Annotated in this window: 23 protein-coding genes; 19 read left to right on the top strand and 4 right to left on the bottom strand. The window is 51.1% G+C overall.

Going from position 1 to position 23,126, the window contains the following annotated elements; all coding sequences use genetic code 11:
• The first annotated feature begins 119 nt into the window (after positions 1-119).
• A complete protein-coding gene (locus A7975_RS30200; RefSeq protein ID WP_065387662.1) occupies positions 120-1,088 on the top strand; it encodes a Gfo/Idh/MocA family protein in 969 nt (322 codons plus the stop codon).
• A gap of 70 nt (positions 1,089-1,158) precedes the next feature.
• Here the strand turns inward: A7975_RS30200 and A7975_RS30195 are convergent, their stop codons facing one another.
• Entirely contained in the window at positions 1,159-2,343 is a 1,185-nt protein-coding gene (locus A7975_RS30195; protein ID WP_065387601.1) for a magnesium transporter CorA family protein, read from the bottom strand.
• A 255-nt stretch (positions 2,344-2,598) separates the two neighbouring features.
• Here A7975_RS30195 and A7975_RS30190 point away from each other — a divergent pair, with 255 nt between their 5' ends.
• Positions 2,599-3,153, top strand: coding sequence for a general stress protein (locus A7975_RS30190; RefSeq protein ID WP_065387600.1), 555 nt, complete (start codon positions 2,599-2,601; stop codon positions 3,151-3,153).
• Positions 3,154-3,237: 84 nt separating this feature from the next.
• Here the strand turns inward: A7975_RS30190 and A7975_RS30185 are convergent, their stop codons facing one another.
• A complete protein-coding gene (locus A7975_RS30185; RefSeq protein ID WP_065387599.1) occupies positions 3,238-4,467 on the bottom strand; it encodes an NAD(P)/FAD-dependent oxidoreductase in 1,230 nt (409 codons plus the stop codon).
• Between the two features lie 78 nt (positions 4,468-4,545).
• Entirely contained in the window at positions 4,546-5,415 is an 870-nt protein-coding gene (locus tag A7975_RS30180; RefSeq protein ID WP_082198554.1) for an AraC family transcriptional regulator, read from the bottom strand.
• Positions 5,416-5,618: 203 nt separating this feature from the next.
• On the opposite strand from A7975_RS30180, the gene A7975_RS30175 reads away from it, so the two are divergent.
• From A7975_RS30175 to A7975_RS30160, 4 genes are all read left to right on the top strand, one after another.
• A complete protein-coding gene (locus tag A7975_RS30175) occupies positions 5,619-6,791 on the top strand; it encodes a galactokinase (RefSeq protein ID WP_065387597.1) in 1,173 nt (390 codons plus the stop codon).
• 45 nt (positions 6,792-6,836) lie between these two features.
• On the top strand, positions 6,837-7,823 hold the full coding sequence (gene galE, locus A7975_RS30170) for a UDP-glucose 4-epimerase GalE (protein ID WP_053374170.1): 987 nt from the start codon (positions 6,837-6,839) through the stop codon (positions 7,821-7,823).
• A 32-nt stretch (positions 7,824-7,855) separates the two neighbouring features.
• Entirely contained in the window at positions 7,856-9,445 is a 1,590-nt protein-coding gene (locus A7975_RS30165) for a UDP-glucose--hexose-1-phosphate uridylyltransferase (RefSeq protein WP_176707839.1), read from the top strand.
• Between the two features lie 220 nt (positions 9,446-9,665).
• Positions 9,666-10,115: a hypothetical protein gene (locus A7975_RS30160; protein WP_065387595.1), complete on the top strand. Its 450-nt coding sequence runs from the start codon at positions 9,666-9,668 to the stop codon at positions 10,113-10,115.
• Positions 10,116-10,235: 120 nt separating this feature from the next.
• Here A7975_RS30160 and A7975_RS30155 read toward each other — a convergent pair whose 3' ends face one another.
• Positions 10,236-10,463 carry a DUF1128 domain-containing protein gene (locus tag A7975_RS30155; RefSeq protein ID WP_053374173.1) on the bottom strand — a complete coding sequence of 76 codons (228 nt, stop codon included), beginning with the start codon at positions 10,461-10,463 and terminating at the stop codon, positions 10,236-10,238.
• Between the two features lie 210 nt (positions 10,464-10,673).
• On the opposite strand from A7975_RS30155, the gene yyaC reads away from it, so the two are divergent.
• The 13 genes from yyaC (at position 10,674) to tsaD (ending at position 22,487) form a co-directional block, all read left to right on the top strand.
• Complete coding sequence (gene yyaC, locus A7975_RS30150; RefSeq protein WP_065387594.1) at positions 10,674-11,195, top strand: spore protease YyaC; 522 nt, start codon at positions 10,674-10,676, stop codon at positions 11,193-11,195.
• Between the two features lie 15 nt (positions 11,196-11,210).
• On the top strand, positions 11,211-12,068 hold the full coding sequence (locus A7975_RS30145; protein ID WP_065387593.1) for an alpha/beta fold hydrolase: 858 nt from the start codon (positions 11,211-11,213) through the stop codon (positions 12,066-12,068).
• 24 nt (positions 12,069-12,092) lie between these two features.
• The gene (locus A7975_RS30140; protein WP_065387592.1) at positions 12,093-12,737 is read left to right on the top strand and encodes a DUF6483 family protein; all 645 of its coding nucleotides are present in this window, start codon (positions 12,093-12,095) and stop codon (positions 12,735-12,737) included.
• 71 nt (positions 12,738-12,808) lie between these two features.
• A complete protein-coding gene (locus tag A7975_RS30135; protein ID WP_065387591.1) occupies positions 12,809-14,011 on the top strand; it encodes a class I SAM-dependent methyltransferase in 1,203 nt (400 codons plus the stop codon).
• Between the two features lie 79 nt (positions 14,012-14,090).
• Entirely contained in the window at positions 14,091-15,767 is a 1,677-nt protein-coding gene (locus A7975_RS30130; protein WP_255314617.1) for a histidine kinase N-terminal 7TM domain-containing diguanylate cyclase, read from the top strand.
• A gap of 126 nt (positions 15,768-15,893) precedes the next feature.
• Positions 15,894-16,976, top strand: a complete 1,083-nt coding sequence (locus tag A7975_RS30125; protein ID WP_053374179.1) for an HD-GYP domain-containing protein — start codon at positions 15,894-15,896, stop codon at positions 16,974-16,976.
• Between the two features lie 99 nt (positions 16,977-17,075).
• On the top strand, positions 17,076-17,429 hold the full coding sequence (locus tag A7975_RS30120) for a hypothetical protein (protein ID WP_053374180.1): 354 nt from the start codon (positions 17,076-17,078) through the stop codon (positions 17,427-17,429).
• 149 nt (positions 17,430-17,578) lie between these two features.
• Entirely contained in the window at positions 17,579-18,448 is an 870-nt protein-coding gene (locus A7975_RS30115) for a YitT family protein (protein WP_053374181.1), read from the top strand.
• A 75-nt stretch (positions 18,449-18,523) separates the two neighbouring features.
• Positions 18,524-19,615 carry a thiamine-phosphate kinase gene (gene thiL / locus A7975_RS30110; protein WP_065387660.1) on the top strand — a complete coding sequence of 364 codons (1,092 nt, stop codon included), beginning with the start codon at positions 18,524-18,526 and terminating at the stop codon, positions 19,613-19,615.
• Positions 19,616-19,631: 16 nt separating this feature from the next.
• Positions 19,632-20,120, top strand: a complete 489-nt coding sequence (gene tsaE, locus A7975_RS30105) for a tRNA (adenosine(37)-N6)-threonylcarbamoyltransferase complex ATPase subunit type 1 TsaE (RefSeq protein WP_053374182.1) — start codon at positions 19,632-19,634, stop codon at positions 20,118-20,120.
• On the top strand, positions 20,117-20,941 hold the full coding sequence (gene tsaB / locus A7975_RS30100) for a tRNA (adenosine(37)-N6)-threonylcarbamoyltransferase complex dimerization subunit type 1 TsaB (RefSeq protein ID WP_065387590.1): 825 nt from the start codon (positions 20,117-20,119) through the stop codon (positions 20,939-20,941). Before tsaE ends, tsaB begins: the two co-directional genes overlap by 4 nt.
• Positions 20,938-21,426: a ribosomal protein S18-alanine N-acetyltransferase gene (gene rimI, locus A7975_RS30095; protein ID WP_053374184.1), complete on the top strand. Its 489-nt coding sequence runs from the start codon at positions 20,938-20,940 to the stop codon at positions 21,424-21,426. Before tsaB ends, rimI begins: the two co-directional genes overlap by 4 nt.
• 2 nt (positions 21,427-21,428) lie before the next feature.
• Positions 21,429-22,487, top strand: a complete 1,059-nt coding sequence (gene tsaD, locus A7975_RS30090; RefSeq protein ID WP_483295939.1) for a tRNA (adenosine(37)-N6)-threonylcarbamoyltransferase complex transferase subunit TsaD — start codon at positions 21,429-21,431, stop codon at positions 22,485-22,487.
• Positions 22,488-23,126 lie beyond the last annotated feature (639 nt).

The following is a 23,126-nucleotide window of genomic DNA, read 5'->3' as shown; positions in this document are numbered from 1 at the left end:
ACTGATGTTGTATTGTATGACGCTATGGGCGGATGGGTACCAGCGGATAGAAAATGGACTTTACGCTGCAGCTGCAAGTATAATCGGGGAGTAAACCCATTATGAAAGGGGATTCATATATGACACTTCAAATAGGTATTGTTGGGACAGGCTGGTTTGGAATGATGCACGCGGAGAAGCTGGCTAAGCTGCCTGGCGTTAAGGTAACGGCTTTCGTGGCCACGAATCAGCAAAAAGCGGATTTGGCAGCACGGCGCTTTGATGGTGCACGCGGTTATGAATCTATTCATCAAATGCTGGATGATCGGAAGCTTGATGCCGTTTATATTTGTGTGCCGCCGTTCGCGCACGGAGAAATCGAGAAAGCGCTGATTGAACGCGGCATTCCTTTCCTGGTAGAGAAGCCGATTGGCGTAGACGAGCAGCTTCCATCGGAAATTTTGCAAGGGATACAAGAGAAAAAGCTGATTACATCAGTCGGCTATCACTTCCGTTACATGGACGGAACAGACCGCGCTAAAGAGCTGCTGCGCGATCGGACGGCGCTCATGGCGCTAGGTTACTGGATGGGATCGATGCCGGGTGTGAGCTGGTGGCGCAAAATGGAAGGCTCCGGCGGGCAATTTGTCGAGCAAACGACCCATATCGTCGACTTGCTGAGATATACGGTAGGCGAAGTAAGCGAGGTATATGCCGCATATGGCGATCGTTTTATGAGCAGCGTGGAGGACGGCGTAACCGTGCCCGATGTTGGAACCGTTACCTTAAAGCTGGTTGGGGGCGCGGTGGCGACGATCAGCAATACATGCGCCATTCCTGCAGGTGACCGCGCTGGACTTCATATCTATACGAATAAAGGCGTGCTTGAGCTGACCCATGGCGGGCTGATCGATACGGAAGCAGGACGCAAGACGGAATATGCCAATGCATCCGATCCTTACGAGCGAGAGAACGAAGCTTTCCTTCATGCGCTTAAAACGGGCGATACTTCGCAAATTCGCTCAACCTATGCAGATGCTGTGCTAACGCATAACGTGACGATTGCAGCAAATGCTTCTGCGCGCACAGGGCTGCCGGTGAAGCTGTAAAAAAGTAAAAAACCGTGCATCGAGGCTTTTGCCTTGGTGCACGGTTTTTTTGAAAAAGAGAGAGATTGCATTACCTGCGTTTTCTTGCAGAGCGCGTATTCGCCTGAGGCTGCTCGGCAGCAGCCGAAGCGGCTTGCTCGGAACGGCTGGCTTTCGTGCGCTGCGATCTCTTGAGGCGCGTGGTCGAGCTGTCCGCGACAATTTCCTTCGGATTGCGCCCGTTTAGCAAATCGCCCGTCCAACCCTTCTTCCACAGCCATATATACATAAAGCCCGTAATGGCAGCAATCGCCGCTATCATCGCGGCAAAGCTCCATTTGTTTTCTTTAAAAGGAAGGTTCTCGAAGTTGACTCCCCAAATGCCGCCTATGATCGTAGCGGGAAGGAAGAGCACCGTAAAGATCGTCAGCGTCTTCATAATATCGTTGCCGCGAAAGTTTGAGATCGCGTCATCCATCGAAATGAGCGTATCAATCTCCAAAGCGTAGTGCTTCAGCAGCGCCTCGATTCGCTCAAGCTTATGTGAGATCCGCTTGAAGCTGTCCGTTTCAGTCAGCTCGTCCATAAAAGCTTCTTGAGCGGCGCTATGCACCTCTCTAACCGGAATGAACAGATGGCTCCAGTGCAGCAGATCGTACCGTCTCTCAAAAATAATATCGATAAGACCGGTGCGGTTTTCCCTGCGCATCGTCGTTTCAAGCTCGCCGAGCCGCGTCTCGAAGCCGTCGAGTCCGGCGTGGAAGGTCTCTAAAATGATGCTGATCATTATAAATAAGGCTTCTGGCGCCGTCTCGCAGCTTTCAAGCTTGGGCGTATGCTCAATGGCTTGCAGCCGCAGCGGGAGGCGCATATCCTCATGCATCGTAATAAGGCGTTTATCTGTCAGCCAGAAATGAAAGGGTTGAATGTCCGTTTGATCCTCTGATACTTGGAACATGACCGTTCCGTATAGCAGCTTCTCCGAGGTGGATGCATCGCCAACCGATATATTATTAGTCCGTCTTCCCGCGCATTCGTCAATCCAGGAAGCGCACTCCGGATAAAGCTTCTTTAACTCATCCGTTTGCGATACCGCTTCATCCTGCTCCATTTTTGAAATGGCCTTGACGGCTCTTCGCTCTTCGCGTGAAGCTGATGTTTGTTTATTCGCATCTTTTCTGCTTGGCAAGGGTTCTTTCCTTACGGCTTCGCCCCTTGCTTGCTGCAGCACATGCCATTCCCATCCTGCGGGATAGCGAAGCATCCGATGGATCATCGCTTTGCCTCCTGCTTGTCCGATTTTCCAATATCTATTTCTCCATCATACCGCGAACTGCAGGCTTGCACAACCTGCCAAGCGGATTAGACAAAACCTTTACATGCACTTGCCTTAATCCGACACGATCCGACTTATTCCGCATAAAACAGGGCATACCAACATTAGCTTGTATCATAAGACGATTTAAGTGTGCCAAGCAGCTGCATTCCAATTCACTTTTTGCATTTGCAAAGTCATTTAGGAGGAGAAAACATGGCAAAAAAAATAGGCGTATTCGACACAGAGCAGCAAGCGATAACGGCTATAGAGCAGCTTGAGCAAGCAGGGTTCGTAAAAAGCGAGCTTAAGGTGCTGGCGAAGGATTCCTATCATTCCCGGCGCGTCGAAGCAGAGAGCAACGTTCATGTGGATGAGCTTAGCGAGCTTGAGGCTATGCCGGATCGCCAAGGGCTCGGCAGCCTAGGCATGGCTGCTACATCGGGATTTGGCGGAGCAGGCGTCAATGCCGTGTATGGCATAACAGGCTATGGTTCAGCGCCCTATATTGCGGGCGGCTATCCCTTTGCGGCAGCAATGCTGCTGGGTGACGACGAACATAGCGACACGCTGCAGGCGCTTGGGCTGGATGGCGATGAAGTAAAGCTATGCAGTGACGCTCTGCAAAGCGGCTCGCTAATCGTTATCGTAGAGACGGATGAGAGCAAGTCATTGTTCGATAAGGACGGCGGCCCCGATTTGTCGAGGTTAGGCGCAGCGGAAGCCGTGTTTCGCGCATGCAGCGCTTCGTCCATAGCGGACGGAGCGTAAGTATCTGCATACCAGCCAACAAGCATAAAAGAAGCCTCGTGAACGGCGCAGGGAATCCATGCGTCAGGTTGAGGCTTCTTTATTTTATATACTGGCTAACGATTTGCGATCCAGCTTCACGATATCCGTTAAGGGATGGCTATCGCCGCGAATAAGATCTCGCAAGAGATGGGCAGCGATCATGCTGTACACCGTGCCGTTGCCGCCGTAGCCTAAGCAGTAATAGACGTTTTTCCATGCCGGATCGGCGCCCACAAACGGAAGTCCGTCGCGTGATTCGCCAAATGTGGCATTCCATTCGAATTCGATAGGCGCTTGCAGCTCGGGAAATAGCGCCTGCAGCTGTTCAAGCAGCTTCTCGCTACGTTTATGCCTAGCTTTCCCGCTATGAAGCGGCTGCTCAATCTCTTCATCCAGACCGCCAACGACGACACGTCCGTCAACCGTCGTGCGCATATATAGGTAAGGACGCGCTGTTTCCCAAATGAGAAACCGCTCATGCCAGCTTTGAAGATTTGGCTGAACACCGGTAACGAGCGCGTATGAACGGTTCAAATCCGCTTTGACAAGCTTGCCCCGAAGCTCCTCAGGCTCATAGCCGACTGCATATACGACATGCTCTGCCTCAATTTCAAACCCATCGGCGGTGCGCAGGCGGTGGAGACCGCTTGGCAGTGTATCATGCGCTACAATATTCGTTTGTTCATGGATCTGAAGGCCGGCATCGGCTGCGGCGCTCGCCACACCGTTTACGAATTGATAAGGGTTTACTTCGGCATCGCCGTGCGTTACGATAGCGCCTGATTTGCGGAATGGAAAATGGCTCATAATTTCTTCCGGCGACCAAAATTCGACATCAAGGCCGCAAGCCTTCAACGCTTCGTATTCTTTTTTGAGCTTAGGCAATTGCTGCTCGGAAGAGGCATAGTAGAGACTGCTTCTTCTTTTGAACCCAACGTCCAAGGAGAGCGAATCGGCCGTTATGGCAAGCATATTGACGGCATCCTTGCATGCTTTGTAGAAAGTCTGCGCATCTCTCTCCCCGATCTGGTCGATTAGATCGCAAAGCATAATGTCGTTAGAGAATTGCAAAAGCCCTGTATTCGCCGAGGTGCTTCCGCCTGCTACCTTTCCGCGTTCAAGCATAATGGTGGAAAGGCCGCTTCTCGTGAAGATGAGGCTGCAAACCGATCCCGACATGCCGCCCCCAATGACGGCTACCTGTGTTTTTTTGTTTTGCCGAAGCGGTTCATACTCCCGCGTATCGCCTAGTGTAACCGGCCAGTATAGGTTGCCGGTATGCAGCTCTTTCATAGGTCATCACTCCCTATGGTAGTATTACCCGAATTTGCGAATATGAAGCGACCGTTAGTTGATACTAACTTAGCTTTGTTATTCCGCTAGGCCTCTCATGGTCTCGCGGTAGGCTGTTGGAGATTGGCCGTGGAAACGGCGGAATTGCTTGGAGAAATAAAGGGCGTCCTGCAAGCCGACCGAAGCCGAAATTTGTTCGATCGTCAGCTCTGGCCGCTCCCGCAGCATGCGGCGCGCTTTGTCGATACGGAGCTTGAGCAGGAACGTAACGGGCGATTCGCCGGTTCTTTGCTTGAATAAACGCGATAGATACGCTCTATTGTAGCCAAGCGATTCTGCCATTTGCTCGATCGATACGGGATGCGCATATTGCGTAGACAGGTAATGAACGACCTGCTGGAGCAGATGGTCACCCTCCGCCTGGGCGGTACGGAGCGGGCTTTCGCTGCGGGCTTGCAGCACGGTTTTGTACTCGGCAAGCAGCAGATGCAGGTATCCGGCAGCCATCATGTCCGCCGCAGCGCCGCCGCGCCGAAAGGTCTCGTGAATTTGCCGGAACAACGCGGCAGCCCGCCGCTTGTCTGCGCTGAAGACGACCTGCTGCTCCGCCGTTAAGCCCGCCGCTGTGACGAGCTCCGCCGATTGCACGCCATTAAAGGCGACCCAGCGATAGCGCCATGGATCGTCATGGTCCGATTCATAGCTGATTAGCTGCTCCGGCTCAATCAGAAACGTATGGCCAGCGCGCAGCTCATGCCTTGCGCCGTCGCAAATGAAGAGGCCCTTGCCGCTCAGCACGATGTGCATCAAGTAGAAGTCATATACCTTTGGACCAAGGCGGTGGAGCGGCTTCGTCTGGCTCTCGCCCGCAAACAATACGTTAAGGGGCGCGTGCTCATCGCTGCTTATAATCGGATTGGAGGCTACCGTATACATATCCTGCTGCATTATACTTTACACCTGCTTTATATTCGAATGAAAATAGGGTCAAATGTAGGTTTTGCATTATCATAGCATGTCCTAAGGCCATAAGTTAAGTCACATTAATCCATATAATAAGCACTTAGCGCCATTTCGTTTTGCAGATGGTTATCTTATACTGAAATTGCAAACAACCACACAAAAATTGACTAAAAGGAACGTGATAGCAAATGGCAAACATTGACGCGCTAACACAGCAATTCATACAGCAATACGGCGGAGACGCAAGCGACATCGCGGTGTTCCATGCTCCGGGCCGTGTAAATTTGATTGGCGAGCATACGGACTATAACGGCGGATATGTGTTTCCTGCCGCATTAACATTTGGCACGACGCTGCTCATTCGGAAACGTTCAGACAATCAGCTGGGACTGGCAACGACCAACTTCCCGGCTTCCAAGAGCTTCTCGCTTGATACGATCGTGTATGACGAAGCCGATGATTGGATGAACTACCCGAAGGGCATCGTCCATGAGCTTCAGCAAAGCGGCGTACAGTTCAGCAGCGGCTACGATTTGCTTTACCACGGCGAAATTCCGAACGGCGCCGGGCTTTCCTCTTCCGCTTCGATTGAAGTAGTAACGGCTTACGCGCTTCAATCGCTGGAAGGGCTGGAGACGGATACGGTAAAAATCGCATTGCTCTCGCAAAAATCGGAGAATGAGTTCAACGGCGTAAAATGCGGCATCATGGATCAGTTTGCAGTAGCGAACGGCAAAAAGGATCACGCGATTTTGCTTATGTGCGACACGCTTGAGTATGAGCTTGTACCGTTCGATTCAGGCAGCTACAAGCTGGTGATCGGCAATACGAACAAGCGCCGCGGTTTGGTAGACTCCGCCTATAACGAGCGCCGTGCGCAGTGTGAGCAAGCTGTAGCGGATCTGCAAGCGGCATTCCCGGAGATTACGCTGCTAGGACAAATCAATTTGGAGCAATTCAATTCCGCGAAGCACTTGATCAAGGATGAAACCGTCAGAAAACGCGCCCAGCACGTAGTGGAAGAAATCGACCGGGTTTTGAAGTCGATCAAAGCGCTCAAAGCGAATGACCTTGAACAATTCGGCCAGCTGATGAATGGCTCGCATGATTCGCTGCGCGACCTTTACGAAGTAACGGGAGCCGAGCTTGACGCGATGGTAGCTGCGGCTCGCGAGGTGCCGGGCGTGCTTGGCTCACGCATGACGGGAGCAGGGTTCGGCGGCTGTACCGTTTCCCTTGTGCATGAGGATAGCGTGGAAGCGTTCCAAGAAGAGGTTGGACGCAAATATAAAGAAGCAACCGGCTTAACGGCGGACTTTTATGTATGTACAATCGGCAACGGCGTAGAGCGGCTCGTATAAAAAGCTTTTAAATAGCAATAACCATATGGAGAGGGGAAATGAATCATGGCAGTATTAGTAACCGGGGGAGCTGGCTATATCGGCTCGCATGCAGTAGCAGCCTTGCAGGAGCGCGGCGAGGAGATCGTTATCGTCGATAATTTGCAGCAGGGACATCGCGAGGCTTTGCTTGGAGGCAAGCTGTACGTTGGCGATCTTCGTGATGCGGAATTTATGGATACCGTCTTTAAAGAGAACGAAATTGATGCGGTCATTCACTTTGCGGCGAATTCACTCGTTGGCGAGAGCATGAAGGACCCTGGCAAATATTATCACAACAACGTCTTTGGCACGCTTTGCCTGCTTGAGAAGATGAACGAATACAATGTTCGCAAAATCGTCTTCTCGTCCACTGCCGCAACTTACGGCGAGCCGGAAAATGTGCCGATCGATGAGTATGACCGCACGCTTCCTACCAATGCTTATGGCGAAACGAAGCTGGCGATGGAAAAAATGATGAAATGGTTTGATGTCGCTCATAACATCAAATTCGTATCGCTTCGATATTTCAACGCGGCAGGCGCTCATGAGAGCGGCAAAATCGGCGAGGATCACAGCCCTGAGACGCATCTCATTCCAATCGTGCTGCAAGCGGCGCTTGGCCAGCGGCCACATATCTCCGTGTTCGGAGAAGATTACGAGACGCAAGACGGCACTTGCATCCGTGACTATATTCATGTCAGCGACCTCGCAGATGCGCATGTGCTGGCGGTTGACCGTCTACGCGGCGGCGCGGATAGTGCCGTATACAACCTAGGCAACGGAACGGGCTTCTCGGTGAAGCAAGTGATCGAGATCGCGCGTGCGGTTACCGGCAAAGAGATTCCTGCCGTGTTTGAAGCACGCCGTGCAGGCGACCCTGCCATTCTGGTCGCATCATCGGATCGCGCTCGCAAGGAGCTTGGCTGGAATCCTAAGCGTGACAAGCTGGAGGACATTATTAAGAGCGCTTGGAGCTGGCATGAGGCCAATCCGAATGGTTACAACGGCTAAAGGCGCCGTTTACCGGAAAGGAGCTGCATCACGTGGCAAATGAACAACAAGTGACATCAGCAAACGATGCGCTGATTCTAATCGAACGGCTGCTGCAATTCGCGCAGCAGCGGAAGCTGCTGAACGACCCGCTGGATACCCATGCGGCAAGAAATGAGCTGCTGAGCTTATTCGGCTTCGCGGAGCCCTTTGAGGGCAACGTTGAGGAGGAAAGCTTGGAGAGCGCTGTTCCGCTGCTTGAGCCATTGCTCGATTATGGCTATACAATCGGTTTGATTCCAGATCATACGACGACTTATCGCGATCTGCTCGATGCCCGCATTATGGGCCTCTTGCTTCCACGGCCTTCCGAGGCGAGCGCTGCCTTCAACCGTCAGGTGAAGGAGGAGGGGCTGACGGCGGCAACCGATGCCTTTTACAATCTAAGCATCGATTCCAATTACATCCGCATGGACCGCATTCGCAAAAACCTGTACTGGCTGCATGAGACGGAATTTGGCAAGCTGGAGATTACGATCAACCTTTCGAAGCCTGAGAAGGACCCGAAGGAAATCGCGCTGCTCAAGACGATGCCGCAAGCGAAATATCCGAAATGTCTGCTATGCGTCGAAAATGTAGGTTATGCCGGCCGTCCCGATCACCCTGCACGGCAGAACCTGCGCGTATTGCCGCTGACCTTGCAGAAGGAACAATGGTATTTCCAATATTCACCATACGTATATTACAACGAGCACAGCATTATTTTCAAAGGCGCACATGAGCCAATGGTTATTTCCCATTCCTCCTTCGCGCGCTTGCTGGACTTCGTTGAACAATTTCCGCATTATTTTATCGGCTCGAACGCTGATTTGCCAATCGTAGGCGGCTCGATTCTAAGCCATGACCATTTCCAAGGCGGCCGTCACGTGTTTCCGATGGAGACTGCTTCAATAGATGCGCAATTTGTAGATGCAAAGCTTCCTGGCGTTCGCTTTGGCATCGTTAATTGGCCGATGTCGGTCGTCCGGGTAAACGGCTCGACCAAGGCTGACGTTCATGGCGCGGCTTGCCGCCTTCTGGACGAATGGCGCGCTTACAGCGATGCTTCCGCGGATGTGCTTGCTTTTACCAAGCAAGAGGACGGCACGCTTACGCCGCATAACACGATCACTCCGATTGCGCGGCTGCGGGATAACGGCGAGTACGAGGTTGATCTGGTGCTGCGCAACAACCGAACGAGCGAGGAGCATCCAGACGGTATTTTCCATCCGCATCAGCATCTGCACCACGTGAAGAAAGAAAACATCGGCTTGATTGAAGTGATGGGGCTAGCCGTATTGCCAGGCCGTTTGAAGGATGAGCTTGAGCAAATCGCCGCTTATTTGACAGGCGCTTCGTCTGCATCCGCAGAGGAGCTTCAGGAAACCTCGCATCCTCTACACAAGCATGCGGCGTGGATCTTGTCCCTTACCGAGCGCTTTGGCACCTCGAATGCGGCTGAACAAGCCCAAACGATCGTGCAATCCGAAACGGGCAGCAAGTTTCTTGATGTGCTGAAGGATGCCGGCGTATACAAACGTACGGCCGCAGGCGCCGAAGCCTTCGAGCGATTCTTAACATCGACCGGCCTCCAGAGAGCATAAAACAGCATAAAAAGCAGACCCCCATCAATGCGGAGCGAAACGCGTTTGAATGGGGGTTTTCTACTGTTGAGCCGCTTTTTTATAAAATGAATGATAAAATGCATTGTGAAATTATATTAATTTGTAAACAGCCAAAATTTATGGTATTTTTTATATGATAAAAAAATCTTTTTAAATTATTAATTCATTACTCTATAAACTATTTTGCGGAGGGGTCTAGATGTCCGAAAAAATGCTGCCCTTAGACGATTTTTTGCAGCTGAGCACTGATGAGCAAGTTGAAAAGCTGAAACGTTGGAAGATGGATTATACGCTTAAAGACATTCGGGAAGCTTGGAATTTCAAGCATTCTGCCCAGTATTACATGCTGCTTAAGAAGCTGCGCATTTACGAAAGAGTCGTAAATAAATCCGATAAATTTTATCCGGTTCAAGAGCAGCTGCTTGCTAGAGCGAACGCGGGCGGAGATCGGGCATGGGGCGGTCAAAGCGCGTATTCGGATCGCAAGCTGACCGACAGCTTCGATTACCATTTGAACACGACGCTGAGCGGGCCTGAGCTTGCGGATAAGCTGGAGAGAATCGCGCATTTCCTCAAAGGAGAGCATAAGGACGTTACGATTAAGCTGTCTATAGAAGCGGCTGAAGCAGAGGCGGAAGAGCAGGAATAAGCTCACTCACCAGCCCAAAAAGAACCGAGCTAGGCTAAAGTGCCAGGCTCGGTTCTTGTTTTGTAGAATAATGAAAAGAAATGTCTGATACTGGAATAATTTTCTTGATAGTTAAAAATTTTATTGAATTCGCAGCTTGCCTAGCTCGGAGACGAGTGCTTCGACTTCGCTGATGCTGAATTTGTCCTTCGAAGCAACGACCTCATACAGGTCTTTTATATCCTCATATTTATTGAGGTCGAAGTTTGAAGCCTGCATGGCTGCGGCAGAAGCCATTTTGAGCTTTGTTTTGATAACTTCAATCATATACTCCACATTTTCCTGCGTTTGCAATTGTAAATTGTTCATTGAGTGCCTCCTAAAGTTTTTGCGAGCCGAAAGCGGCCTCGAAGCATAGGCTTATTCGTACGTTTTGCATTGCAGCAATTGTACCATGTTTCAAACGCGAATGACCACAAATTGAACAGCATCATGAAATTGGATACAATTAAAGCAGAAATGAAAAGCAAATGATCACAGGGCAGGTGCAGGGCAACGGAACAAGCAGCGAAGAAGGATATAGAGCAATTTTTTGATGCCATTGCAGAAAGGCATAGCCACCCGGGCAGCATTGTATTTATTTGCATCGGCAGCGACCGTTCAACCGGCGATTCCTTTGGCCCGCTGGTGGGCACCATGTTGCAGGAGGGCGGCTGGCCGAATGTCATCGGCACGTTAGAGAAGCCCTGCGATGCGCATGCCGTAGAGCAAGCGGCTCAAGCGATACATAAGGATGCGATCGTCATAGCGATCGACGCCTGCCTTGGCAAGCCGGGATCGGTTGGCCGTTTTATCGCATCTGAAGGCCCTATCGAGCCTGGAAAGGCTATCGGCAGGCGGCTGCCGGCAATTGGGCATTACAGCGTTGCAGGCGTTGTGAACGCAAACGGCCCTAAGGCTTATTGGATGCTGCAAACAACCTCCCTTTATCATGTGCTGCAAATGGCCAAAGAAATAGTGTCAGCCATTGATCTAGCCTGGAGCAAGCATGAGGGCAAGCCGATAAACCAAAGCAATCTTTTACAAATACCAAATGTATAGAGGAGCGTGTTGGCAATGACAGAAGCAAATGTTGAGAAAATTTCGATTGCGCAGCGGAAGCTATTTTTGAATAACGGTGTTGAGCTCGCTTATTATGATTCCCATCCTGATGACGGTGGAGCGGCTGACGGCATTACCGAGGTAATCGTCTTGCTTCACGGTTATTGCGGCAGCTCGGCTTATTGGGAGCCTATCGTTGACGAGCTTGAGCAGTATGTACGTATCATCGCTCCTGATGCCCGCGGGCATGGAAGAAGCTCCGCGACAAACGAGGACGTCTATACGATGGAAATGTATGCGGAGGATGTCGCCCAAATGCTCATCACCCTACAAATTCATAATGCGGTGCTGCTAGGGCATTCCTTAGGCGGGTACATCACGCTTGCGCTCGCTGAGATGTATGCGAAGAAGCTTTCGGGCTTTGGGCTCATCCATTCGACAGCGCTTGAAGACAGCGAAGCGGCCAAGCAAAATCGCGATAAGGCGGTTGCGGCGCTGGAGGAAAGCGGGGTTCAGCCATTTGTGGACGGACTCATCCCTAAACTGTTTGCACCGGCGAATGTGGAGGCAATGCCAAGCGAGATTGAGCGAGCGAAACAAATCGGCTATGGCACCTCGCTGCAAGGAGCGGTCGGTACGGCAAGAGGCATGAAAATCCGAGCTAACCGCACGCATATTATCGAACAGACCGAGCTTCCTGTACTGCTAGTTTCAGGAGCAAACGATAAAGTCATTCCGACAGATAGCACTTTTGCCGCATCAAACAGATCAACCGTGAAGGTCGTGCTGGACAGCGCGGGCCATATGGGGATGGTTGAGCAGCCGAAGGAGTTAGTCCAAGCGATACTTAGCTTCATGAAATCCAAGCAGTAAGACGTATGAGGGAGGGGGAAGCATATGTTTCAGCGCGATTATTTCATGAGAATGATTGAACAGATGACGGAGGCTGTTGGCCAAATTATGAATTTGCGGCGCGAGCGGAAGCATGAGGAGGCGCTTCTCTTCATTGACGAGCTGCTCGATAAACGCTTCCGGCTCAGCAGCAAGCTTATCCGTTCCTTATCCGACGAGGATTTAATGCGGATGATGACGACAAACGGGGTGCTTGAAACCGATCATATGCAGGCTATAGCGATATTAATGAAGCAAGAGGCCGAGCTTAACGGTGATCTGGGACGCGAGGACGAAAGCTTCGTAGCGTATGTGAAAGCATTGCATCTGTTTTTGCGATTATCGCTTGTAGATGCCGAGCCTACGATTGTGGAGCCCCGAGGACAAATCAAGGAGCTGCTTGAGCGGCTCCTGCCGTATGAGCTTCCCTTATCCACCAAGCGGCTGATGATGGAGTGGCATGAGGCAGAGGGGCACTTTGATTTAGCCGAAAATATGATGCACGAGCTGCTGGGCGATAACGCGCTTACCCCGTCCGCGGCGGAGGATATTTATAGGCGAATGCTGCTGCAGCCCGATGAGCGGCTTGAGGCAGGCGGCTTGCCGCGCGAGGAAATCGAGCAAGGGCTGGAAGCCCTTTTGAAAGAATAGACAAGGTTTATAGCATAAGCTTACGAAAGCGAGCTTGGCTCCATTATTTTTTTAGGAGTGAGAGGTACAGCATGACAGAACAATGGCAGCTAGATATCACGAATTGGGTCAAAAGCGGGGAGCTGCTGCAGGCTACGCTAAGCCAGCCAAAGCGCAAGGACGCAGGGGCAGCGCCTAAAACAATCATTCGTCCGCTGAAGCTGAAAAACGGGTTGTTTTATCAGTTTGAATATCATTTTGCAAATAAAGTGACGCATGACAACGTTGCGGAGCTTCAGGCTGCCGAGAGGGTCATCGATCTGCTTCAAGAGAATTACCGGCAAGCGCTGGTGAAGACGCCTGAGGCCGATGTGCAGCTGCTCTTTAGCAAGAAGGGCAAGGCCGCTATCCTGAGGAAGCCCGCTACTGCGGGGGCGCGTCCGGTAAATCTGGAGCATAACAGGCAAAAGCAGCGGATATTGGCCGAAGGCAAAGCGGCGCCATTCCTTGTCGAGCTGGGCATCATGACGCCAGAGGGGCTCGTCCATGCTAAGAAACAGGATAAATACCGGCAGATCAATCGTTTTCTAGAGATGGTTACCGATGTGCTGGCGTATTTGCCGACGGACCGGGAGCTTACGATTGTTGATTTTGGCTGCGGAAAATCTTATTTGACGTTTGCGCTTTACCATTTGTTAGCCGTTGAGCAGCAGCGGAAAATCAACATTATCGGACTTGATTTGAAGGCGGATGTCATCGCGTTTTGCTCAGGCCTTGCGGAGAAGCTTGGCTACGACAAGCTTCAATTCCTCGTTGGAGACATCGCGGAGTATGAGGAGCTGCAGGCTGCCGATATGGTCGTTACCCTTCATGCTTGCGACACGGCTACGGATGCCGCGCTTGCCAAAGCGGTAAACTGGGGAGCCTCCGTTATTATGTCGGTGCCATGCTGCCAGCATGAGCTGTTCAAGCAGGTCAGCAGCGATATCCTGTCACCGCTTCTCTCGCAAGGGCTGCTAAAGGAGCGCTTCTCGGCGCTGGCAACGGATGCCGCTCGCGGAACGCTGCTTGAGGTGCTCGGCTACAAGGTTCAAATGCTTGAATTTGTCGATCCGGAGCATACGCCAAAAAACTTGCTCATTCGCGCTGTACGCTCGGAGCAGCAAGGGATTTCGGTGAAAAAATGGGAGCAATACGAGCAATTCCGTCAGTTTTTGAGCATTTCTCCATCGCTAGAGCATATGCTTGCCGACCGATGGCCGAAGCAATCTTCCAAGCCAGATGCTAAAAATTAAATAATTGTCGATGCAATTAACATTTGCTACAATGGAAGAAGATGGCTGTCAAATGGATGGGTGAACCGTATTGGGATGGATGATCTGGCTAGACTTTAGTATGTTTCTAGTGCTGTTCGGCTTGTTTTTCTACGTGTTAGCCTCAAGTACGGTAACGGTTCTGCATCGTATTTATTTGTTTCTACATACCGTATTCATGATCTGGACGCTCTTTCAGTTTGTTTCGCAGACAACGACTGAAACTCACTTTAAACTCTTCTACCTTTCCGTCTCATACACAGCGCTTTCGCTGCTAGGAATCGGTTGGTTCGTATTTATCGTTTTTCTTACCGGCCAGTCGTATGTAATACGAAAGAGCCGGTTGTTCATTTTAGCGCTGCCTGCGCTTATTTCGGTTGCTGCAGTCATCGTGAATCCAAACGGCATGTTTCTTCAAATTAATACCGAGCTTACTCCGCTGAAGCAGCTTCAGCATGGGCCGTTATACTGGATCATGGTCGTACAGCTGGTCCTCTATATGGTCGTGTCGTTTATTATTATGTTCTACAAGCTGAGGGTGGAGAAAGCCGAGCGGCAGCGCACGCAAATCAAAACGGCGTTCAATGGCATGTTCGTGCTCGTCTTGTTCGCCATCGGCGATTTAGTGCTCAATATATTTATCATTGAACGATTTAATCGCTATATTCCGCTTATATCGGTAGGCATGGCCTTTGCCGCCGTATATTTGGTGCATGCCATAAGACGGAATAAAGTGCTCGATATCATTCAGACCGTTCAACGCGACGTGATGAATACGATGTCAATGGGCATTATCGTGCTGGATGAGAACGATACGATCATTGATGTGAATAAAGTGATAAAGCCGATTTTCCGGCTGCGGATCGGAGACAAATTTAATCCCGCTCTCCTGGGCTCCCAGTTCAAGGGAGAGGCTTCCAAAGAGTTGAAAGCGTTTATGGAAGCGCAGCGCACGCGCCCGCTCGAGAGGCATGAATTCGAGATAGCGATCCAACATGATAAGTATCGCCATGTGATCGTGCAATCCTCTCCGATTCTTAACAATAAGAAAACGCCGGTGGGCAGAGTGCTGACCTTTCAGGATGTAACGGAGCTTAGATTGCTTGTGGAAGAAACGAATAATCAGAATGAGATGCTGCAGGATCGCAATCGCGATTTGCTTATTATGCAGGATGAACTGTTCCAAGCGAATAAGAAGCTGGAGCATATGGCGATAACGGATGGCCTGACAGGCTGCTTTAACCGCCGATATTTGCTGTATCAGCTGGAGCAAGAGATTGTTACCAATATCCGTTATGGCATACCTTTTTCTATCTTTCTATTTGATTTGGATCATTTTAAATCGATCAACGATAAACATGGTCATCTGGTCGGCGACGAAGTGCTTTGCAGCACGGTTGATGCCGTCCGGGGAGCGCTGCGGTTCACGGATATATTGGCTAGGTACGGCGGGGAAGAGTTTACCGTTTATTTGCCGCATACAAACCGGGAACAAGCGGATCAGATTGCCGAGAAGCTCATGGAATCGGTTGAGCAGAACAGGGTGAATACTGGCATCGGCGAGCAGCCGATATCCGTTACGGTCAGCATGGGCGTCATCTCGATTGAGCACTTTGAGCCTTCCGATCTTGCAGACCCAAAAGCTTTTCTGCGAGAGCTTCTCGCACAAGCGGATGCCGCATTGTACGAAGCGAAATATAGTGGCCGTAATCGGATCGTCAAACGCAAATTAGCTTAGAGGCTTGAACGGCAGCGTTCAGCCTTTTTTTTAATGGCGCTTGCATAGTCAGTCTGAGCCAGTTCTGATAAAATAGAAGCTATCCGGTTAAAGGCGCTATTACTATCGAAGGCGGGAACTAATCTAATGAGAAAAGTGCAAATTGGAATGGTCAAGCCGGGAGACAAGGTGGCAAAACCTATCTTTCAAGAAAACGGCAACGTTCTTCTGGGAGAAGGGGTAGAGCTAAATGATCGTTACATTGATCGATTGCAAAACTTGGGCATTGATTTTCTGTTCATCGAGGACGGACTGACGGAGGACTTGATCCCCGAGGATACGATCCGAGAGGAAACGCGCAAGCAAGCAGTCGATACCATTTATAAAACGATGAACTCCTTTAAAGACCAGACTGTGACAAAGGGACGGACGATCGCTCCTGACATGGGCCGAAATTTCCGAGCGGTATTCGGACAAATTATGCAGGATCTGTCCTCACGACCTAATATGCTCGTCAATCTAACCAGCATTCATGCTATGGATGGTTATTTGTTTCAGCATTCCTTTAACGTCGCGGTACTCGCGGGCATTATGGGCATGGCGAAAGGGTTTAATCGCAATCAGCTTGAAGAGCTTGGCATTGGCGCTCTTCTTTTCGATATCGGCATGACGAAGGTGCCGCAGAAGCTGCTGGCGAATACAGGCAGATATACGGCGGAGGATCACAAAATCATTCATAGCCACGCGAAGGATGGCTTTGATATATTACGCAAGTATCATGATATATCGATCGTTTCCGCGCATTGCGCCCTGCAGCATCATGAACGCTTTAATGGTTCGGGCTACCCGCGCGGGCTCAAGGAAAATGAAATACATATGTATGCACAAATCGTTGGGCTAGCCGACACTTTTGACGCATTGACCTCGCCAAGGCCGCACCGAAAGCGTTATACGGCAAGCGAGGCGATCGAATTTTTGTTCGCTGCGGGCGGCACTTTTTTTGATTTGGACCTTATCAAGCTTTTTTGTCGACATATATCGATTTATCCGATTTCCACCTCGCTCTTGCTCAGCACCGGCCAGGTAGGCGTCGTATCAGAAAACAATGAGCTTGCCGTGCATCGTCCCCGCGTCCGTATTATTATGGAGGCAAATGGCACTCAGCCCGCTTCGCCGTATGAGATCGAGCTGAAGGACGAGCTATTCATCACCATTGTAAAAGAGCTCTAATTGCCTTTCTGGACATAAATAGGCATTAGGCGTAGGGGCTTGACCATACCGCCTTGCACTCACCCGCATATTTTAATAAATGCGGGAAGGAGTGACGGCATGGCAAATCGAGTCAAACCGCCAATATTAGGTCCAAAGAAAAAGAACAAGGCGCTGTTGAAGAGAACGAAGGTCCGCAAGCTGCAAAACGGTCCGACATTCAGCCTTTTAACGATACTGTGGGTAGACTTAAATGGTGTTCCATTTAATACGACAGGCTTCTATGGCGCATTGTTTAGAGGTACGACACTTGTGCAGACAGCGGCGTTCGACCGTTTCGGAGCTGTATATTTCAGTCAGGCACCGACTTTGACAACGGCCAATTATACGCTTCAAGTCTATGACAGCTTTGGTAGAGTGTATCATACAAAATCGATTCCGGCTGGGGTCGAGGCTTTTGCAGTAATCGGTTAAACAGGCTTTGAGAGAAACCTTCCATTAGCGGCTGCTTTGCTGCTCATATGGGAGGTTTCTTTTTGCAATAATGATAGAGTTACTTTATATCTGATAGTGTTTAAGGTAAAATAATGAGAAATAGAGCTAGTAAGGGATGTGCGTTCATTATGGGAGCAGTACAGCACCACAAGCTTTCGAAGCTAGAAGTGCTGCGAAGAGTGCTGTTTATTACACTCGGTGCAGCGCTGGTCTCGGTTGGACTGGAAATTTTTCTCGTACCAAATCACATTATTGATGGCGGTATTGTCGGTATATCGATTATGGCCTCCCATTTAACGAAAGTGCCGCTGGGCCTGTTTCTATTTCTGTTAAATCTTCCTTTTTTGTTTCTTGGCTATAAGCAGATTGGCAAAACCTTCGCAATCTCGACGCTGTATGGCGTATCGGTGATGTCGCTCGGAACCTTTTTGCTTCATCCGGTGCCGCCACTTACTGTAGAGCCTTTTCTGGCTGCTATTTTTGGCGGTGTCATATTGGGCGTCGGCGTTGGTATGGTTATCCGATTCGGAGGCTCGCTCGACGGCACGGAGATCGTTGCGATTGTATTCAACAAGCGATTGCCGTTCTCGGTAGGCGAGACGGTTATGTTTTTTAACCTGTTCATCCTTGGCAGCGCGGGCTTTGTGTTCGGCTGGGATCGGGCGATGTATTCGTTGATCGCCTATTACATTGCCTATAAGATGATCGATATTACGATTGAGGGCTTCGATGAATCGAAGGCAGTATGGATCATTAGCGACGAAGCGAAGGAAATCGGCGCAGCTATTATGAGCAGGCTTGGCAGGGGCGTTACTTATTTGCACGGCGAAGGCGGCTTTACAGGCGGAAACAAGCGCGTTATCTTTTGCGTCATTACGCGTCTTGAGGAAGCGAAGATGAAGTCGATCGTTCATGAACTGGACCCTGTGGCATTTCTCGCAGTAGGCAATATTCATGATGTGAAGGGCGGACGGTTTAAGAAACGGGATATTCACTAATGATGATAGTAGTCCTTGCATAGGGACAGCGAAGCCGTTGAACCGGCAGGCTATCGGATAAGGATGAAGGAGATCATCGCATTGGACGAGTTTGAGAGCATTCATCACTGGACAGCAGGCAGGCAAGAGGACGAATGGCAGCGGCGGAGGGGCATTGTTGCCGGCATCGGCGATGATGCCGCGGTTGTTGATCTGGCCGCGGCCGCGGATGGCGTAGCCGAGCCGAAGCGGCTTCTGCTGGCGGTCGACACGATGGTGGAGACCGTCCACTTCAAGCAGTCGACGATGCGGGACGAGGATGTCGGCTATAAGGCGCTTGCCGCGAACATAAGCGATATTGCCGCGATGGGAGGCGTGCCCTTGCATGCGCTCGTCTCGGTCAGCGTACCGCCCGCGTATACGCCGGAGCGGATGCGGAGGCTGTATGATGGGCTTTACGAGTGCGCCGAGCGCTACGGGGTTGCGATTGCGGGAGGCGATACGACGTCGTCGCCGGAGCATTTGGTTGTTGCGGTAACGGTGACGGGAACCGTTGAAGCGGGGCGCGAGCTGCGGCGTTCGGGCGCTAAGCCGGGCGACGCGGTGTTTGTGACCGGCGCGGTAGGCATGTCGGCGGCGGGCTTGCATGCGCTGCTTGCCGAGGAGGCGCGGGGAGCTGTTATGGCATCCGCAGATGCGGGGCATCAGGAGCTTGCGGCTTTGGTGAAAGCGCACCAGAGGCCAAATCCGTCGGTGCGGGCAGGCAGGCTGCTGCTTGAGCGGGGCAGCTGTCATTCGCTTAATGATGTAAGCGACGGTCTGGCAAGCGAAGCGTGGGAGATTGCAGAGGCATCAGGGCTGCGTCTTATGCTTCATGAGAAGCGGCTGCCAAGGAGCGGAAGCATGTCGACTTATGCATCAAGCGCGGGCGTTGATCCGCTGGAGTGGATGCTCTATGGCGGAGAGGATTACGTATTGCTAGGCACGATGGCATCTGAGGATGCCGAAGCGATGCAGCTCGCCTTCCAGCAGGAGGGCATTCCTTTTTTTATCATCGGGGAAACCGAAGCGGGCGAGCCGGACGTACAGCTTATACGCTACAATCAAGCAAGCAAGGGAAGCGGACTACTGTCTTCGAACGAGAAGCGAATAAATCTTAAGAAGCGCGGATACAATCATTTTTTGTGATGAACGGGTGATTAGCATGCAACAACAGATAGGTGAGGCCACTTGGGTGGCGCAATCCGAACAGGATACGATAGCACTGGCTAAGCAGCTTGCTGCTATGGCAGATTCAGGCTCGCTTCTTGCGCTGGACGGCGATCTTGGCGCGGGCAAAACGAGATTTTCGCAAGCTTTTGCCGAAGCGATTGGCGTTAAGGGCATTGTGAACAGTCCGACATTCACGATTATTAAAGAATATGAAGGGGATAAGCTTCCCTTTTATCATATGGATGTGTACAGGCTATCTCTGGAGGAAGCGGATGAGCTTGGGTTAGATGATTATTTTTTTGGCGATGGCGTAACGATCGTGGAATGGGCAAGCTTGATTAAAGAGCTGCTGCCAGCCGAGAGGCTGGAGCTGTATATCGAGCACCTTGGCGATGAAGCACGGCGAATTCAATTGACTGGCTACGGGCAAATGTACGCAAGCTGGTGCGAGGCCGTGAACAAGTTAGGAGCGGACAGATGAGAACAGAGCAGAAGCATCAAGCTGGAGTGATTTTGGCATTAGACACCTCGACGGCATCGATGGCTGCGGCTATCGTTAGCGAAAATGAGGTATTGGCTGAAATTCAGTCGTTAGCGGAAAGAAATCATTCGGTTCATGTCGTATCGCATATCAAGGCTATGCTGCAAAATAGCGGCATAACGGAAACGGATATCGAAGCGATTGCTGTTGGCAATGGGCCAGGCTCCTACACGGGCATGCGCATTGCGGTTTCGGTTGCCAAGACGCTTGCTTGGGTTTGGGAGAAGCCGCTAGTCGGCGTATCCAGCCTAGAGGCGATTGCTTACGGTGCTTGCCATCAACAATTAGGCGCGCAAGCGGAAGAGACAAGAGCAGTTGATGGCGACGGAGAACACTGGGTTATCCCAATCATGGACGCTAGGCGCGGCCAGGTTTATTCGTCCTGCTTCTCGATGACGAATCATGCGAAGTGGAGCCGCTGGTCAGAGGATGGCGTACGGCTTATGAAGGATTTTGTCGAACAGTTGAAAGAACGTTTGGCTGAACTGCCGGAAGGCGCCGTTCAAAGCATCTCCTTGGTCGGGGATTTATCCCTTCACGAGCCAGGTGCGGCACGGCTGCAGGAAATCGGCGATTCAGCAGGAGTAACCGTCCGGCTGCAGCCGTTTGTCCAAGAAGGCAAATGGATAGCAGAGCTTGGACGCAAACGGCTGGAAGCAGGTCTCACCGAGAACCCGCATACTTTTATTCCAAACTACACGCAGCTCACCGAAGCGGAAGTCGTATGGAAGGCAAAGCAGGAAGGTGGGGCTAAGGTATGAAAGTAGACGTGAACAAGCTCATTTATCGCTCAATGACGATGGCTGATATCCCGGCAATCGTAGCTATTGAGCATGAAGCTTTTTCGAGTCCTTGGACGGCAGAGGCGTTCACGAATGAGCTGGTGAACAATTTGTTTGCCAGATATATGATAATGGAATATGAGGGCGAGGTTATTGGCTACGGCGGCATGTGGGTCATTATGGACGAGGCGCATGTAACGAATATAGCCGTAAGATCAGACTACCGCGGACAAGGGCTGGGCAGCTGCTTGCTAATGGAGCTGCAGCGGACGGCGGTCTTTTTTGGCGCTGTCAAAATGACGCTCGAGGTTCGTCCTTCCAACGAGATCGCGCAGCGGCTTTACCGGAAATACGGCTTTGAGCCTTCAGGCATTCGCCCGCGCTATTACTCGGATAACAATGAAGACGCGCTTATTATGTGGGCAGAGCTTGACCATGAGCAGTTGAAGACAGGGGAGCAATGAACGTGAGTCAGTCAGAGAGAGCAGCAAATGCCGAGCGGGCAAATGATATTATTTTGGCGATAGAAACGAGCTGCGACGAGACATCGGCAGCTGTCATTCGCGGCGGCAAGCATATTTTATCCAATGTGGTATCCAGTCAAATCGAGATTCATGAACGGTTCGGTGGCGTTGTGCCGGAAATCGCTTCACGCAAGCACGTGGAGTCGGTCACACTCATTATCGAGCAGGCGGTTAAGGAATCAGGCCTGACGCTGAAGGACATGTCGGCTATAGCTGTAACGCAGGGTCCTGGCCTCGTAGGCGCATTGCTTGTTGGGATTGTAGCCGCCAAAAGCTTGTCGATGGCACTCGATATTCCGCTGATCGGCACGCATCATATCGCAGGTCATATTTATGCCAATGAGCTTGTCCATGACATTGTTTATCCCTGTATGGCGCTTGTTGTTTCCGGCGGGCATACGGAGCTTGTGCTGATGGAAAGCGAGGGTGATTTTCGCGTTGTAGGCCGTACAAGGGATGATGCGGTCGGCGAAGCTTATGACAAGGTTGCGCGTGCGCTTCACTTGCCATACCCAGGAGGACCGCATATCGATAAGCTCGCTGTTGAAGCGGAGGAATCGATTGTTTTGCCAAGAGCATGGCTTGAGGCGGATAGCTATGATTTCAGCTTCAGCGGCTTGAAATCAGCGGTGCTGGCCGTTATTAACCAGACGAGAATGAAGGGCCTAGTCCTTAATGAATCGGCTTTGGCACGCGGCTTCCAAGAGTCGGTCACCGAGGTGCTTGTTACAAAAGCGCTGCGCGCTGCCCGGCAATTTGGCGCGAAGCAGCTGCTGCTGTGCGGCGGAGTTGCCGCTAACCGTGGCCTCAGAGCGGCGTTAACGGCTCGCTGCGAGTCGGACAAGGTGCCGCTGCTTATTCCGCCGAATTCGCTCTGTACGGATAACGCGGCGATGATCGGTGCGGCTGCATATCTTAAGCTTAAACGTGCGCAATATACGGACCTCGATATGAAGGGCGACCCGGGCTTCTCGCTGGAGAGCTGGTCTGTGAGCAAGTAAGAAAGCTTTAATAGGGAGCTGCGGTTGCATCGAATTGATAGAACGGCTGCATGATGCTGGAAATGTTCGTGCCCAAAAAAAAATTGGAAATGGAATTGACAGACTATTTTGAAGAGCATATAATAAGCAACAATACTTCAAACTTCAACTTCATACGTTACAAACGCAAGGAACAGGAACAGTAAAGCTTGTCCGGGAATGTCGGCAGCGCGCTTATGAATGAGCATCATTCATACATCGCTCCGATGACAGAGAGCTGCGGGTTGGTGCAACGCAGTCGAAGGATGCTTGAAGCTCACCTGGGAGCGGAACAGTGGAAACGGTGGCGGCAATTTGCCAATAGCCATGCAGGTACATTGTTACGGTTAACCACCGTAATCGGGTGCATGTGAGTCAACATCCGGAGTTGGCCATATGCTTAAGTTGGGCGTCCCTGCTCGTTTGCGAACGTATGGGTGTCAACAAGGGTGGTACCGCGCGGGTCTTTTATAGCCTGTCGTCTCTTGATTCAAGAGACGACAGGCTTTTCTTGTTGTCTAGGAAGTGAAGTATGCAGCATGAAAGCGATAAGGAACAAACAACATAGAGTGGAAACGCTATGAACAGGAGCAGTAGAACAATAGGCTGGCAAAACGAAAT

The organism is Bacillus sp. FJAT-26390 (assembly GCF_001682865.1).
Classification (GTDB): Bacteria; Bacillota; Bacilli; order Paenibacillales; family Paenibacillaceae; genus Pristimantibacillus.
The sequence above is the reverse complement of the archived record's forward strand: the minus strand, read 5'-3'. Positions and strand labels throughout refer to the sequence as shown.

Coding starts and splice junctions, on each gene's coding strand:
- A7975_RS30200 (WP_065387662.1), top strand. CDS start 120: ATGACACTTCAAATAGGTATTGTTGGGACAGGCTGGTTTGGAATGATG.
- A7975_RS30195 (WP_065387601.1), bottom strand. CDS start 2,343: ATGATCCATCGGATGCTTCGCTATCCCGCAGGATGGGAATGGCATGTG.
- A7975_RS30190 (WP_065387600.1), top strand. CDS start 2,599: ATGGCAAAAAAAATAGGCGTATTCGACACAGAGCAGCAAGCGATAACG.
- A7975_RS30185 (WP_065387599.1), bottom strand. CDS start 4,467: ATGAAAGAGCTGCATACCGGCAACCTATACTGGCCGGTTACACTAGGC.
- A7975_RS30180 (WP_082198554.1), bottom strand. CDS start 5,415: ATGCAGCAGGATATGTATACGGTAGCCTCCAATCCGATTATAAGCAGC.
- A7975_RS30175 (WP_065387597.1), top strand. CDS start 5,619: ATGGCAAACATTGACGCGCTAACACAGCAATTCATACAGCAATACGGC.
- galE (WP_053374170.1), top strand. CDS start 6,837: ATGGCAGTATTAGTAACCGGGGGAGCTGGCTATATCGGCTCGCATGCA.
- A7975_RS30160 (WP_065387595.1), top strand. CDS start 9,666: ATGTCCGAAAAAATGCTGCCCTTAGACGATTTTTTGCAGCTGAGCACT.
- A7975_RS30155 (WP_053374173.1), bottom strand. CDS start 10,463: ATGAACAATTTACAATTGCAAACGCAGGAAAATGTGGAGTATATGATT.
- A7975_RS30145 (WP_065387593.1), top strand. CDS start 11,211: ATGACAGAAGCAAATGTTGAGAAAATTTCGATTGCGCAGCGGAAGCTA.
- A7975_RS30140 (WP_065387592.1), top strand. CDS start 12,093: ATGTTTCAGCGCGATTATTTCATGAGAATGATTGAACAGATGACGGAG.
- A7975_RS30135 (WP_065387591.1), top strand. CDS start 12,809: ATGACAGAACAATGGCAGCTAGATATCACGAATTGGGTCAAAAGCGGG.
- A7975_RS30130 (WP_255314617.1), top strand. CDS start 14,091: ATGATCTGGCTAGACTTTAGTATGTTTCTAGTGCTGTTCGGCTTGTTT.
- A7975_RS30125 (WP_053374179.1), top strand. CDS start 15,894: ATGAGAAAAGTGCAAATTGGAATGGTCAAGCCGGGAGACAAGGTGGCA.
- A7975_RS30120 (WP_053374180.1), top strand. CDS start 17,076: ATGGCAAATCGAGTCAAACCGCCAATATTAGGTCCAAAGAAAAAGAAC.
- A7975_RS30115 (WP_053374181.1), top strand. CDS start 17,579: ATGGGAGCAGTACAGCACCACAAGCTTTCGAAGCTAGAAGTGCTGCGA.
- tsaE (WP_053374182.1), top strand. CDS start 19,632: ATGCAACAACAGATAGGTGAGGCCACTTGGGTGGCGCAATCCGAACAG.
- tsaB (WP_065387590.1), top strand. CDS start 20,117: ATGAGAACAGAGCAGAAGCATCAAGCTGGAGTGATTTTGGCATTAGAC.
- rimI (WP_053374184.1), top strand. CDS start 20,938: ATGAAAGTAGACGTGAACAAGCTCATTTATCGCTCAATGACGATGGCT.